A 14,308-nucleotide genomic window follows, 5' to 3' on the forward strand; every position below is an offset into this window, starting at 1 on the left:
GCGCCCGGCCGATCCCGCGGGACGGGATCGGCCGGGCGCGACGGCGTCAGTGGGACGCGGCGGGCAGGAGATCGACGGACGGATCAGTCCCGACCGTGTGGGTCCAGCTAAGGGTCACGCGGCAGCCGGTCCCGTCGGAGGCGATGTCGAAGGCGGCGCTGTGCAGCCGCGCGATGGAGTCGACCAGGCTCAGGCCGATCCCGAAGCCGCTCTTGTCGGTCTTCAGCGCCCCGCGGCGGTACCGGGCCCGGACGGCACTCAGCTCCTCGGCCGGGATGCCGCAGCCCGTGTCCGTGACCTGGATTCCCAGCGGATTCCGGATCAGCGCGACCGTCACCACTCCTCCGGCCGGCGTGAACTTCAGGGCATTGTCGATCAGGTTGCTCGCCGCCTCGAAGATCAGGCTGCGGTCGCCCTCGATCGCACAGGTGTCTTCCGGGCGGTCCCAGAGGAGTTCGATGCCGCGCTCGTTGGCGAGGGGTTCGTAATACTCCACCGCGTCCTCGAGCAGCCGACCGAGATCGACCTGCGTGAAGCCCGACCGGCGCAGACGGTCTTCCATTTCGGAGATGCGCAAGAGGGCCGAGAACCGGACGACGATGGTCTTGACCTCGGCGAGGACGTCCTCGTTGAAGGTGCGAAAGGTCTCCACGCTGTCGGCCTTGCGGAGCGAGCGCTCCAGCGTGCCGACCACCCGGGTCAGCGGCGTGCGCAGGTCGTGGGCGATGTTCTCGTTGACGCCCTTGATCTCCAGCATCAGCCGCTCGAGCTGATCCAGCATGTCGTTGACGACGCGGGTCAGGTGGGCGAGGTCGGCCGAGACGCCGCGCGTCGGCAGGCGCTCGCTCAGGTCGCCGCGCATGATGCGCTCGACCGCCTTGGTGATCGCATCGTTCTGCCGCAGTGAGCCGGCGCCGAAGACCACGGCACCGATCAGGCCGATGACGATGGTGGCGGCCATCCCCCAGACGAAGGTCTCGACCAGCGCCTTCTCGAGAGCCTGAAGATCCTGGGCCGAGCGGCTGACCAGGACGTATTCGCCGCTCGGGAGCTCGGTGAGCTGGCTGAACAGCGTGCGGCTGCGGTGGTCCACCGGCTGCGACAGGATGAACGGCCTCCCGATCGGCGCCTGATCGGGAAAGTCGATCGGCGCGCCCGCCCGGCGCACGTGGTCTGGTCCGAACAGGACGAGCGGACGGCCGCCTTCGGCGAAATCCTCGGAGGCGTCGATGCGCTCGCGCAGCGCCCGCGGCGACAGGCTCAGGAGGTGCTTCGACTCCCACCCGACCCACTCGAACGCGGCCTTGCGGCCGTAGCTGCGCGTGTCGACGTATAGGAAGCCCGACAGCGCGAGCGACGCGGTCCCGAAGGTCGCGAAGAACAGGCAGGCGACCCGGAAGCCGCTGGTGCGCCGGATCTCAAGAAGGCGCACGGAGAATGAAGCCGGTGTTGCGCACCGTGTGGATTCGCGGGTTCAGCCCGTCGGGATCCAACTTCTTGCGGATCTTGCCGATATGGACGTCGATGACGCTGGACTGGTGGTTGAAGCTGTAGCCCCAGACGGATTCGAAGATCATCTTACGGCTGACCAGCGTGCCGGCGTTCTGCATCAGAAACTCGATGATCGCGAACTCCTTGGGCAGGAGCTCGATCTCGCGCCCCGCGCAGTAGAGGACGCGCTCGATCAGGTCCAGGCGGAGATCGCCGACCACCAGCTCGTTCACCGCCTCGGCCGCCATCTTGCGCCGGGCGAGCGCGTCGACGCGCGCCGTCAGCTCGATGAACTCGAACGGCTTGGCGAGGTAGTCGTCGCCGCCGGCGCGCAGCCCGTCGACGCGCTCGTTGACGGCCGAAAGGGCGCTGAGGATCAGGACCGGCGTCGAGACCTTGGCGGCGCGCAGCTCGGTGAGCAGCGACAGGCCATCGATCTCCGGGAGCATCCGATCGAGCACGATCACGTCAAAGTTACCGTCGAGGGCCTTGCGTAGTCCGATGCTGCCGCTCGGCGCTTCGTCTACCTGAAATCCGTATTCCGCGAGGGCCGACCCGATCTCGGCGGCGACCCGCCGGTCGTCCTCGACTACCAATACGTTGGCCATTCGTTTTTCCTTCTTATTTTGTATTCGCCGGCCCTGTCTGGTCTCCTGCGGCTCGGAGGGAGGAGTGCAATTATCCTCTTCGGTCCCGGAGTCAAATGGGGTCCGATCGCGGCCGGCGGTCTGCATCATCGGGGCGGCGAAGCTTACGGGAGAGCGGGGGCTCTGGACCATGCGCCTCACTCCGCGCTCGCCTGCTCTGAGAGCTTGGCTGTCGGGCCCTGCGAGGCGACGGAACTCCTGGGGTTGACGCGGCTGCCGTCCTGGAGGCCGGCGGGCGGGTTGAGGACCACGGTGTCGCCGCTCTCGAGGCCGCTGCGCAATTCGAGGCGCGTGCCGAGATCGCGCGCGATCGTGATCGGGCGCAGCCGGACGGTGCCGTCGGCCCCGACCACGGCGACCCGCGTCCCGTCCGCGTCGAAGATCAGCGCCTCGGACGGCACGATCACGCGCGGATGCGTGCGCGGCACCGCGAAGGTGACGGCGACGTAGAGACCGGGCCGGAGAACCCCGTCCGGGTTGGCGACGTCGACCTCGGTGTCGAGCGTCCGCACCGAGGATCGGAGAGCGACCGAGCTGCGCGACACCGAGCCGGAGAACGCGCGGTCCGGGATCTGCGCGACCTGAACGCGCGCCTTCACCCCGTCGCGGATGCCCACGGCGGCCGATTGCGGCACCTGCACCGCGACGCGCAGCACATCGGTGCTGTCGATCGTGAAGAGCGGCGTCCCGGAGCCGGCATCGCCGTGGACGAGATCGCCGACATCGACTTTGCGGGCGGTCACGATGCCGTCGAACGGCGCGACGACGTTCTCGAATGTGGTCAGCGTCCGGAGCCGGTCGACGGTCGCCTGCTGGGCGGTGATGTTGGCCTCCGCGACCTTCACCTTCGCCTGCGCGGCGGCGAGTGACGCGGTGGCGGTCAGCATCCCGGCCCGGGTCTGGTCGGCATTCTGCTTCGAGGCCCAGCCTTGCCCGGCCAGGGTCGCGGTGCGGGCATCGGTGACGTTCGCGAGCGTCACGCTGGCCTCGGCCTGCTCCACGTCGGCCCGCGCGACCGCGAGCTGCGCCTCGAACTGGCCGAGTTGGGCCTCGGCCTGCCGGGCCTGCTGATCGAGGTCGGGCGCGGTGATCCGGACCAGGAGATCGCCCTTCTTCACCCGCGACCCGATGTCGACCCGGCGCTCGGCGATGTAGCCGGTGGCGCGGGCGAAGATGTCGGCATGGTCGAAGGCCTCGGTCTGGCCCGGCAGGGTCAGCATCATCGGCCCGTCATCCACCTGCGCCGGCCCGGTGCGGACGTTGGGCACGAAGTTCACGGCCTCCGACTGCGTCACCAGAGAGGCCTGATAGGTTTCCCAGTGGCGCCACGCGCCGAGCCCGAGGGCGCTTCCGAGCGCCAGGAGCGCCACGAGGAACGGGCGCTTGCGCGGCGGCGGCGGCACGGCGTGGACCAGCGCCTCGCCGGCCTGGTCCTGCCGCAGCGGGTCGATCTCGACCGCAAGCCGGTGCGCCCGCGCGGCGGCTTCGGCGCCGCTCCCGGGGGCGTCGTTGAAGTCGGTCATCAATAATCCTCGAGGGGCTTGATCGGGTTGCGGCGGAGCAGGGTGTAGAGAAGGGGGACGAACAGCAGGGTCGAGACGGTGCCCATCCCGATCCCGCCCATCACCGCGCGGGCGAGGGCGGCATTCTGCTCGGCGCCTTCGCCCGCCCCGATCGCCATCGGGATCAGTCCCAGGAACATGGCGGAGGCGGTCATGAGCACCGGCCGGAGGCGGGTATGGCCGGCCATCAGGGCGGCCTCGCTGGCCGAGCAGCCGGTGGCTTCGCGATGCTCCTTGGCGAAGGTGACGAGCAGGATCGAGTTCGCGCTCGCCACGCCGACCGACATGATCGCGCCGAACAGGGCGGGGATCGAGAACGCCGTGCTGGTGATGAACAGGCTCATCACGATGCCGCAGAAGGCCAGCGGCAGGGCGGCGATGACCACGAAGGGATCGACCCAGGTCTGGTAGTTCAGGACGAGCAGCAGATAGACCGCGACCAGCGCGATCCCGAGCCCGATCTCGATGCGCGAGAAGGCGCTCTCCATGCTCTCGATCTGGCCGCGCACGAGAATCTTGTCCGGAGCCGGGAGCCGGACCTGCTCCTCGGCGACGATCCGGTCGACGGCGTTGCGGACGCTGCCGAGATCGGCGTTCTGGACGTTGGCGAGGATGTCGTAGGTCGGCTGCTGATTGACGTGGTTGATCACCGTCTGCTCGGGACGCCGCTGCATGGTGGCGATGTTCGACAGCAGGATCGGGATGCCGGGCCTGTCATGCGCGGTCGCGTGCACGGAGACCGGCGTGTTCATCAGCTGCGTGATGTCGGCGTTGCGCCATTCCGGCGTCTGGACCCAGAGCTGATACGGCATGCCGGACTTGGGATCGGCCCAGAAGTTCGGGCTGACCTGGAAGGAGCCGGAGAGCGAGACGTTGAGGTTCTGCGCGATGGACTGTTCGCTCACGCCCATCTCCGAGGCGAGCCTGCGGTCGACGTTCACGTACATCTGCGGGGCGTCGACGATCTGATGCAGGTGGACGTCGACCGCACCCCGGACCGCCCCGATGCGGCGGACGAGGTCCTGCGCTAGCGCGAGGTCCTCGGCATCGTGACGCCCGGACACCTGCACGTCGATCTGCGCGACCGTCCCGAAATTCAGGATCTGCGTGATGATGTCGGACGGCTGGAAATAGAAGGTATCGTCCGGCAAGGCCTCGTGCAGGATCTGGCGCAGCCGCTTCTCGTAGTAGGAGATCGGTTTGTGCTCGCCCTTCAGGTTGATCAGCATCTGTCCGTCATTGTACGCGACGAAAGAGGCGTCCATGAAGGCGAAATTGTAGTTCGAGGCGGGTAGGCCGATATTGTCCAGAATGAGCCCGAGCTCGTCCTTCGGGACGACCTGTCGGACGACGTCCTCGACCTGCGCGAAGGTCTTCTCCGCCTGCTCGATTCGCTCACCCGGCCGCGTGCGGATGTGCAGGGTCATCTGGCTGGATTCGATCTGCGGGAAGTAGTCCTGCCCGACGAAGGGGAAGATCGCAGCTGTCACCGCGACGACGGCGAGCGCGCCGCACAGCGCGCGGGCGGGATGGCCGAGCACGGCGGAGAGGAGGCCGACATAGCCGGCGTGGAAGCGCGCGAAAGCGCGCTCGAACGCGTTGCGGAAGGCGAGGGGCCCGCGCAGCGGATACCGGAGGATCCAGGCGAGGGGCCGAGTCACGCCGCCGAGAATCCGGCCGAGGACGGAGCGGCGGGGCGACGCCCCTTCGGTCTCAGCGATCGGGCCGCCGTGGTGCCGTGCGTATTCCGGGGCGACGAGGACGTCGATGAGGATCGCCACGAGCGTCCGCGACAGCAGGTAGGAGGTCAGCATCGCGAAGACCACAGCCTCGGCCTGCGGGACGAAGAGGTAGCGGGGCGCGTCGGTGAGGAAGAAGACGGCCGAGAAGGCCGAGCAGATCGCGAGCGTGGAGATCAGGGCCGGCTTGGCGATGCCGGCGACGCCCTCCACCACCGAGCGCCGGAACGAGAAGCCTTCCTCGAACATCCGGAAGGTGTTCTCGATGGCCACCGTCGCGTCGTCCACCAGGATCCCGACGGCCAGGGCGAGGCCTCCCAGGGTCATCACGTTGATGGTCTGGCCCAGGGCGACGAGGATCGACAGGGAGGTCAGGATGCAGAGCGGGATCGAGACCAGCACCACGATGGTCGAGCGCCAGGAGCCAAGGAACAGCAGGATGGCGAGACCGGTGAGCCCCGCCGCGATCACCGCCTCGCGCACCACGTCGGAGATGGCGTCGGAGACGAAGACCGACTGATCGAACAGCGGCGTGATAATCATCCCCTTCGGCGCGGCGGCGTGGATGTCCGGCAGGGCGGCCTTGACAGCGTTGACGACGTCCAGGGTCGAGGCCGCGCCGTTCTTGAGGACCTGCAGCAGGACGGAGTGGTGGCCGTCGGCGCGGACGACGTTGATCTGCGGGGGCGCGCCGTCCCGGACGTGGGCGACATCGCGCAGCAGGACCGGCTGGTTGTTCTCGACCTTGATCGGGATGCGGTTGAGCTGATCGATCAGCTGCGGGCTCGAATTCAGCCGCACCGTGTATTGCTGCGTCCCGATCTTCGCGAGACCCGAGGGAACCACGAGATTCTGCGTGAGGACCGCGTTCAGGACATCGAGCGGTGTCATGCCGATCGCGCGCAGCTTGGCGGGGTCGAGATCGACCATGACCTGACGCGGCGCCCCGCCGTAGGGCGACGGCAGCGTGGAGCCCGGCACCTCGGCGAGCCGCCGGCGGGTCCGGTACTGGGCGTAGTCGAAGACCTCGGTGAGCGGCAGCTTGGAGGACGACAGCGCCATCTGGATGACGGGCACCGAGGACGCGGAGAAGCGCATGATGACCGGGGGCTGCACGCCCGGCGGCATGCGCGAGCGGATCGCGTTCATCGCCGAGTCGACCTGGGTCATCGCCAAGTCGATGCTGACGGCAGAGTCGAAGTAGATCCGCTCGGTGACCGTGCCCTGGATCGCCGTCGACTCGATCCGCCGGATGTTGTTCACGTTGCTCGACAGCGAGAACTCGCTGTAGTTCGTGATGCGCTGGACCATGTCGGTCGCGTCGAGACCGTTGTAGGTCCACACCACGACCACCACCGGGATGTCGACGGCGGGCAGCACATCCTTCGGCGCGACGGCGATCGAGCCGAGCCCCGTGAGGAACATGAGGACGGCGAGAACATAGAAGCTCTTGCGAAATTTCAGGGCGAACCGGACGAGTTCCATGAGATCAGTCGGATGTCCTGCCGTGGCCTGGCCTCGTTCCGCGCGGCGTGTCCGCTGGACAACGAGCCGATCGAGCCTCGTTTGCGAAGAGAAGCCTGGGCAATAGCCCGGCGCGACGCAGATATAGCCTTCGTAAAATCGCTGTTCGAATGAATTCGGCACGACAAACTGAAGCGGTTTTAAGAAACTTAAAACGACACCGGTTCTCTGAAGTGTGAGACTGATCCGCCACCGGCCCATCCTGCGCAGCGGATCGCTATCGCCGTTTCTCGCACCGGGTATTGAAAAAAGATTTTGAAAAGAAATTCGATCTTTGCTGGCGTAAATCTTATTTTCTTGCGGCCCGAGGTCATCTTGTACGATCGTCCCGAAAACGGGACTGGCCGATCCGGCGAAAGCGGTCGGGGCGGGGGGGGGGCGGTTATGCTGAATGCGCAGCGGAAAGCTGTCCCTGGAATGCCCGCGTGAAGGTGGTCCCTCCTGAATAGACCGGCCGCCGATCTCGCGGCGGCGACGTCATTCCAGCCTGAGAAACTCGGCGACCGGCCTGCGCGCTGCCGATCACGCGCGCTCGGGGAGAAACGCGCCCATGGTCAGACGATGTTCACGGCTCCTCGTCTTGGCGCTGTCGCTTCCGCTGCAGATCGGCCCGGGCTGTCCGAGAGCGAGATGCCGGCGGGCGGTGCGTTCATGAGCAGCTACACCGCGGATCCCTATTTCGATCCGCGATCGCGGTACGCGCAGGTCCACTCCGCCGGAGACATCCGCGGACAGCCGATGATGGCTGAGCCGGGCGACGCTCAGCCGCCCTGCAAGCTGTTCGACACCGCCTGCGCGGACGCCTTCGAGCGCTCTCGCCCGCACGCGTATCGCTAGAGCCGTTCGTCGAAGGGGCCGAGAGCGGGCGACGAGCCCGCGCCGAGCGCGCGACAGAGCCCGCCGGACCGGAGGCGATCAGGTCAGAGAGTCGTGCAGCCCCTTGCCGTAGCGGGGCGCGAAACCGGCGCTCGGGTGCCGCCCGCGCACGATCCGGCGCACCCGACGGTCCGCGCCCCGGCAATCGACGTGCGGGATGGAGTCCAGCCGAGCATGCCATCCCGGGCGCCGTGGTCGACATGGTCGCCGTTGCAGTGGCCGACGACACGCGCGGGGCCGAACATCGCGTCCCTACCGCGGCCGGCCCGGTCGGAGCCGCTGCGGAAACCCCTCGACGGCGGCGCGCAACCTGGGAAACGACGCGCTGTCCCGCGCGACCACGCGGCGGCCGCCGAAAACTGTGAATCCTTGTACCAGGTTATATCTCGTCGCCTTTGTGCACTCTATTTCATCGAACATTGCACGCTGATCGCGCGCTGGATGAGCGATGATTGAACAGGCCCCACGGATCGCGCGCGAATTCCATGTCGGTGTCGGCGGCGAACGCTGGGCGCTGATGCGCGACGGCCAGTCCGGGCAGCCCTACGTCTCCCATCGCCCCTGTGATGACGCGCCGGAGGTGCAGCTGGATCTCGGCTCGTTCCTCGTGCTGTTCACCGGGGAGGAGCGGGAGAAGCTGCTCGATCTGATCGCGTCGCTGCTTCCGGACGAGGCGCACGGTGATGCCGGCACCCGGTCCGGGGCGGTGCGGCCGCTACCCTTCGTCTCCCGGTGGCTTCCCAACCGGCAACCGAAAGCCCCAGGATGAGGCGGCCCGACGCGGGTTCTAAGCGCAATTGGCGTCAGTTTGTGAACGGCTTATTGAACTGTGGCGGTCTAGTCTTCGGCGCTTGAGCGCGGAGTACTTATGGATAACCAGCGCAACGCCCGGCGCGTATCCGTCAACTTGAACGGACGCATCTCGGTGGCCGGCCACCCCGCCATCCCCTGCGTGGTGCACGACATGTCGCGGTGGGGCGTCCGCCTCAGGCTCGTGGGGACCGATCGGGTTCCCTCCGCGTTCACGCTGACCATCGACGCCACCGACAAGGTCATCGGCTGCGAGACGGTCTGGAAGAATGCCGACGAGATCGGGGCTCTGACCGACCTGATGGAGTGACCGCCGGCCGGTGCCGACGGCTCCACTGGGGCGCGATCGATCAGCCGAGATCGAAGAAGCCGGGGCTCCGGGCGATCGGCGCCCGCCCGGCCAGTCCAGCGAGGTCGGGTCTCGGACGGGTCAGCTCCGGTCGGCCGGCGCAGTGGGCCTCGATGGCCGCCGCCGCCGCGAGCAGGTCGGCGTCGCCGCCGCGCCGGGCCACGACCTGTACGCCGAAGGGCAGGCCGGCCTCGTCGACACCGAGCGGCAGGCTGATCGCCGGGTGGCCTGCGAGGGTCACGCCGTAGGCCAGGGCCAGCCAGTGGAAGTACGAGCGGGTGGCGGCACCGTCGATCTCTGTCGGGTACAGCTCGGTCCAGGGGCGGGGCGAGAGCGTGATGGTCGGGCTGATCAGCAGGTCGTACCGACGGAAGAAGTCCACGAAAGTCCGGTAGATGGCGGTCTGGACGCTCGCCGCCCGGGCATAGTCAGCGAGCGTGTAGCCGAGGCCTTCCTCGACGTTCGTGCGGACATTCGGTCCGAGAAGGTGCGGCCGGGTGCGGTAATTGTCGAGGTGGAGCGCGAGGAACTGCGCGGCCCGGAGGATCGCGAAGGCCTCATCCGCCCCCGCGCAGTCCGGTGTCGCCGTCTCGGCGGTGGCGAAGAGCGGCGACAGGGAGGCGACCCGGTGACGGAACACGCGCCGGACGTGCTGCTCGGTCGGCGCGAAGCCGAAATCCTCCGTGAACGCGACGCGGAGGGCGCCGAGGTCGAGCGCGCGGTGCGGGTCGTAGCGATCCGCGCGCCCGCGCACCGGCTCGCCCGGCAGCGTGTAGGCGAGGGGATCGCGCGGATCATCGTCGGCCATCGCGCCGAGCATGAGGGCGGCATCGCCCACCGTCCGGGCCATCGGCCCGTTCACCGGAAGATTGGCCCAGCCGAGCCCGCGACGCTCGTTCGGGACCAGTCCGGAGGACGGGCGCATCCCGACGATCCCCGCGTAGGCGGCCGGGTTGCGCAGCGACCCCCCGGTATCCGAGCCGGACGCGAGCGGGACCATGCCGCAGGCGAGGGCGACCGCCGAGCCACCCGATGAACCCGCCGCGGAGCGCGTCGGATCGAAGGCGTTGCCGGTGGCACCGTAGACGGTGTTGCGCGTGTTCGCGCCGGCCGCGAATTCAGGCGTGTTGGTCTTGGCCAGCACGATGGCTCCGGCCTCGCGCAGCCGCGCGACGAGGCCGAGGTCCCGCGCCGGGACGTTGTCGGCGTGGATCGGGCTGCCGTAGGTCGTGCGCAGCCCGGCCGTGTCCTCGGTATCCTTGATGCCGACCGGGATGCCGTGGAGCGGGCCAAGGGGCTCGCCGACGCGGACCGCGGCCTCGGCTCTCCGCGCCGCGGCCCGCGCCCGCTCGGTATCGAGGGCGACGACCGCGTTCACTGCCGGGTTGATCCGGGCGATCCGGTCGAGACACGAGTCCAGGAGTTCGACGGGGGAGATATCCCCGCGCCCGATGAGGCGGCGCAGGTCCACCGCGGACATGTCGCAAAGGTCGGTCACGGCGTCATCTCCGTCAGAATTCGGCACGCGGATCGATGGGAACGTCGTCAGGCCGCCTGCGGCACGACGGCGGTGGAGCGGCTCCGGATGGTCAATGCGACCAGGGTCGCGACGGCGGCGGCGGTCAGCAGGAAGTCGAACGCGGCGTCGTAAGTGCCGTAGTGATCGACCAGCAGGCCCATCACCAGGGGCGCGATGAAGCCGGCGCACTGGCCTCCCAGATTGACCATGCCGATGCTGGTGCCGATCTGATCGTCCCGCATGAGCTTGGTCGGGAGGGCGAAGGCCGCGGCGAAGACGAACGATTTGAAGAAGTAGGTGATCGACTGGAAGGTGATCACGCCCGCGATCGTCGGTGCCTGGTACATCAGATAGAGGAAGATTCCGGTCAGCATCGTGCTGACCACGATCATGTACTTTTCCCGGCCATCGAAGAATCGAATCATGACCCAGCCGCCGATCGCCGTCGCGATGCTCGCCATGATGAAGGGGAGGGGCGTCAGCAGGCCGACCGCCTTGAGGTCGAGACCGCGCGCCTGAAGCAGGTAGGTCGGCATCCACGCGTCGAGGCCCTTGTTGATGCAGCCGAGGCCGAACCAGACGAGCATCAGCTGCCACAGGAGCGGGTTGCGCAGGAGTTCGCGCGCCGGAGCCGACGGGCCGCGTCCGGCGCGGGCTGCGCCGGGGACCTCTGCGGGGGGGCGGTGCGGGATCATGCGGTCATAGACGAGCCCGAAGATGAGGCCCGCGGCGCCGACGATGAAGAAGGCGTGGCGCCAGCCGAAATAGATCAGCAGCGGGGCCATCACCAGGGGCGCGAGCAGGCTTCCGACGTAGTTCGACGAGATCATCAGCGACGACATCTTCGGGCGTGCCGGTCCGGTGAACTGCTCCGAGACCGCCTTGATGCAGGCCGCCGGAAAGCCGCCCTCGGCCAGACCGAAGATCAGCCGGATGACGATCAGGGACGTGAACGACCACGCGAGCCCGGTCAGCGCGGTGAAGATCGACCACGCGACGGCCGTGCCGATGACGACGTATTTCGACCCGAACCGGTCCGCCAGCCAGCCGCCGGGCAGCTGCATCAGCGAGTAACCGAAGAAGAAGACGCTCAGGACCACGCCGTACTCGGTCGGACTGAGGCCGAACTCCCGCCCGATCTGGGTCAGGGCCAGCGCGATCGCGGCGCGGTCCACGTAGGAGATGCAGTAGGCGGCGTACAGCAGCGCGAAACCCAGATAGGGTCGGCCCGGTCGCGCGGGCTGGGCGGGGTCCATGGTCTGGCTCCGGTTCGATAAAGCGCGCGCGGAGCCGAATCCCCGCGCAGGTTGCCGAGTCGGGCTCGGCCGCCCGTGCACGCGGCGCCGAGGGCCGCGCGTTCTCCGATCCTCAGCCGGCATCGATGCGCCGGCTCGCGCCTCAGCCGCGGGCGAGGGCCGCCTCGAATTCCTCGGCCGGGAGGTGCGCGCCGCCGGTCGTCCAGATCACGTGGGTGGCGTCGGCGCGCGCCTCCGCGGGCAGTGAGGCGGCGAAGCGCCCGGCAGCCGCGAAGCCGGCCGCCGCCGAGGGCTCCAGGCGAACGGCGGCCTCGGTCCACATCACCTTGAGCCAGCGATAGAGCGCGTCGTCGGGCACCGTGACCACGGCCGCGACGAGCTTCTCCAGCGTCCGGGCGACGAGCATCGACGCGGAGGCGCAGGCCAGCCCGTCCGCCGCGGTGCGATTGTCGAGGCCGACATCGTAGACGCTGACTGAGCGGTCGAGGCCGGCGGCCAGCTGGACCAGCATGCACGGGGACGCGACCGGTTCGACGAAGACCGGGTGCACCACGTCGCCGAACAGCAGCTTCAGCCCGAAGGCGACGCCGCCCGGCGCACCGCCGACGCCGCAGGGCAGGTAGACGAACAGGGGATGCGCCGGCCCCACCGCGATACCGGCCTCCGCGAGCTGCCGCTGCAGGTCGAGGGCCGCGGCCGCGTAGCCGAGGAACAGATCGACCGAATCCTCGTCGTCGACGAAATGGGCGTCGGCCCGGCCGGCAAAGGCGCCGCGCGCCGCAGCGACCGCGGCGCCGTAATCGCCGCGATGCTCGACGACGCGGGCGCCGAGTTCGCGCAGGCGCTGCTTCTTCCACGCCTTGGCGTCGTGGGACATGTGGACCTCGACCGCGAAGCCGAGCGCCCGGCCCATCAGTCCGACGCTGAATCCGAGGTTGCCGGTGCTGCCGACCGCGATGATGTGGCGGGCGAACAGGGCGCGGAAGTCCGGATCGGCGAAGGCCGCGTAGGTTTGCCCCTCGGCGAGCAGGCCGGCCCGTAGGGCCAGTTCCTCGGCGTAGGCCAGGACCTCGTAGACGCCGCCGCGCGCCTTGATGCAGCCGGTCACCGGCAGCGCGTGGTCGGCCTTCACAAGCACGCGCCCGGCGGCCCCGTCCAGGATGTCCCGGGCCAGCGGTCCGTCGAGCGGGACGAGCGGCGAGTCGATCCGGCCGGCACCCTCTTCAGGGAACAGCCGGGCGAGAAGCGGTGCGAACCGGTTCCAGCGCGCCACGGCCCCGTCCACGTCGGCGCGGCCGATCGCCAGATCGGGCAGCACGGAGGCGGTGGCGGTCAGCGACGGGTTCGTCCAGATCGCGGGGCTGGCATGCCTGACGGCATCCGGGATCCGGTCGCCCCACTGTCGGGACTGCATCTCGACGGCCGCTGCCATGGCGCTTCCGATCCTGCTGGGTACGTGCGCGCCGAACCTGCGCGAAAGACCGACGGGCGGCCAATTATATTCTCTGGTGCAGCCTATTAGGCCAGCTTATGATCGCGCATGCCCGTAAGGCTCGATGCGCGCCTGGTCGGCGACCTGTTCTTCTTCCGCGCTCTGGTCGAGGCGGGCGGGTTCGCCAGGGCGGGCGACCGCCTGGCGGTGACGCAGAGCGCGGTCACGCAGCGGATCCAGCGGCTGGAGCAGCGCCTCGGCTACCCGTTGCTGGAGCGGGGCGCCCGCGAGATCCGCCTGACTGCCGAGGGCCACGACCTGTTCGCCGCGGCGCGGAACGGCTTCGACGGGATGGGCGAGGCCCTGCTCCGGGCGGAGCGGCGCGCGGGCCGGGAGACGCTCCGGATCAGCTGCATACCCTCCTTGGCATCGGAGTGGCTCGCGCCCCGATTGAAAGCCTTCAGCGACGGGCATCCCGGCATCGACGTCGCCGTCTTCGGGGAGACCCACGACCTGGACCCGGACCGCATGGCGCAGTCCGGCATCGACGTCGCGATCCGCTACGGCCCGGCGCCGCCCCCCGGTGCGACGGTCGTCTTCGACCATCCCGAGCCCGTCTACCCGGTCTGCGCCCCGGCCTACCGGGATGCGGCCGCGACGCCCGGCGGGGCCGTCGTCCTGCTCCACGACGCGACACCGTGGGAGGCCGCGGCGACCGTCTCGGAGGAGTGGGATCGCTGGTTGCGCGTCCACGGGGCGCCCTGGGACGGCCGGATCCAGAACCTCTACTTCAACCTCGCGCAACTGGCGCTGCGGGCCTCGCTCGGCGGATCGGGCATCGCGCTCGGACGGTCACTGATCGTCGCGCCCTATCGCGCCGACGGGCGCCTGGTGCCCGCCTGCGGCGAGGCCGTCATGAGCGGGCTCCGGTACTTCGTTCTCGTGCGTGCCCTGCCGCCCGCGGGGCCGGCGGCAGCCTTCGTCGACTGGCTCGGCCAGAGCATGGCGGGGCCGCCGGGCTCGCCCGAACCGTTCCTCCCGGACGGCGCGCTGAACCGCGAATAGGGACGCGTCCGGCACGCGCGACGGCCTTGCCCGGCGCC

11 protein-coding genes are annotated in these 14,308 nt (G+C 69.0%); 4 read left to right on the forward strand and 7 right to left on the reverse strand.

Features of this window, described 5'->3' with window-relative positions; genetic code table 11:
* Nucleotides 1-46 precede the first annotated feature (46 nt).
* The 4 genes from J3A75_RS03925 to J3A75_RS03940 all read right to left on the reverse strand — a co-directional run bounded on the left by J3A75_RS03925 (nt 47) and on the right by J3A75_RS03940 (nt 6,924).
* Nucleotides 47-1,432, reverse strand: coding sequence for a sensor histidine kinase (locus J3A75_RS03925; protein ID WP_024827795.1), 1,386 nt, complete (start codon nt 1,430-1,432; stop codon nt 47-49).
* Nucleotides 1,419-2,099, reverse strand: a complete 681-nt coding sequence (locus J3A75_RS03930) for a response regulator transcription factor (protein ID WP_012317248.1) — start codon at nt 2,097-2,099, stop codon at nt 1,419-1,421. The genes J3A75_RS03925 and J3A75_RS03930 overlap by 14 nt, the downstream gene beginning before the upstream one ends.
* A gap of 176 nt (nt 2,100-2,275) precedes the next feature.
* Nucleotides 2,276-3,661 carry an efflux RND transporter periplasmic adaptor subunit gene (locus J3A75_RS03935; protein WP_209649714.1) on the reverse strand — a complete coding sequence of 462 codons (1,386 nt, stop codon included), beginning with the start codon at nt 3,659-3,661 and terminating at the stop codon, nt 2,276-2,278.
* Complete coding sequence (locus J3A75_RS03940) at nt 3,661-6,924, reverse strand: efflux RND transporter permease subunit (protein WP_209649716.1); 3,264 nt, start codon at nt 6,922-6,924, stop codon at nt 3,661-3,663. The genes J3A75_RS03935 and J3A75_RS03940 overlap by 1 nt, the downstream gene beginning before the upstream one ends.
* A gap of 690 nt (nt 6,925-7,614) precedes the next feature.
* On the opposite strand from J3A75_RS03940, the gene J3A75_RS36350 reads away from it, so the two are divergent.
* The 3 genes from J3A75_RS36350 (at nt 7,615) to J3A75_RS03955 (ending at nt 8,959) form a co-directional block, all read left to right on the forward strand.
* Nucleotides 7,615-7,800, forward strand: coding sequence for a hypothetical protein (locus J3A75_RS36350; protein ID WP_245364376.1), 186 nt, complete (start codon nt 7,615-7,617; stop codon nt 7,798-7,800).
* A 487-nt stretch (nt 7,801-8,287) separates the two neighbouring features.
* Nucleotides 8,288-8,608, forward strand: coding sequence for a hypothetical protein (locus tag J3A75_RS03950; RefSeq protein WP_070998339.1), 321 nt, complete (start codon nt 8,288-8,290; stop codon nt 8,606-8,608).
* A 99-nt stretch (nt 8,609-8,707) separates the two neighbouring features.
* Nucleotides 8,708-8,959, forward strand: coding sequence for a PilZ domain-containing protein (locus J3A75_RS03955; RefSeq protein ID WP_012317253.1), 252 nt, complete (start codon nt 8,708-8,710; stop codon nt 8,957-8,959).
* A 40-nt stretch (nt 8,960-8,999) separates the two neighbouring features.
* On the opposite strand, the gene J3A75_RS03960 is transcribed toward J3A75_RS03955, so the two are convergent.
* The 3 genes from J3A75_RS03960 to J3A75_RS03970 all read right to left on the reverse strand — a co-directional run bounded on the left by J3A75_RS03960 (nt 9,000) and on the right by J3A75_RS03970 (nt 13,205).
* Entirely contained in the window at nt 9,000-10,496 is a 1,497-nt protein-coding gene (locus J3A75_RS03960) for an amidase (RefSeq protein WP_070998341.1), read from the reverse strand.
* 47 nt (nt 10,497-10,543) lie between these two features.
* The gene (locus J3A75_RS03965; RefSeq protein ID WP_053620672.1) at nt 10,544-11,773 is read right to left on the reverse strand and encodes an MFS transporter; all 1,230 of its coding nucleotides are present in this window, start codon (nt 11,771-11,773) and stop codon (nt 10,544-10,546) included.
* A gap of 142 nt (nt 11,774-11,915) precedes the next feature.
* A complete protein-coding gene (locus J3A75_RS03970) occupies nt 11,916-13,205 on the reverse strand; it encodes a D-serine ammonia-lyase (protein ID WP_070998342.1) in 1,290 nt (429 codons plus the stop codon).
* Nucleotides 13,206-13,313: 108 nt separating this feature from the next.
* Between J3A75_RS03970 and J3A75_RS03975 the strand changes: the two genes are divergently transcribed.
* Nucleotides 13,314-14,270: a LysR substrate-binding domain-containing protein gene (locus tag J3A75_RS03975; RefSeq protein WP_070998344.1), complete on the forward strand. Its 957-nt coding sequence runs from the start codon at nt 13,314-13,316 to the stop codon at nt 14,268-14,270.
* The last annotated feature ends 38 nt before the right edge of the window (nt 14,271-14,308 follow it).

The organism is Methylobacterium sp. PvP105, from assembly GCF_017876975.1.
Classification (GTDB): domain Bacteria; phylum Pseudomonadota; class Alphaproteobacteria; order Rhizobiales; family Beijerinckiaceae; genus Methylobacterium; species Methylobacterium radiotolerans.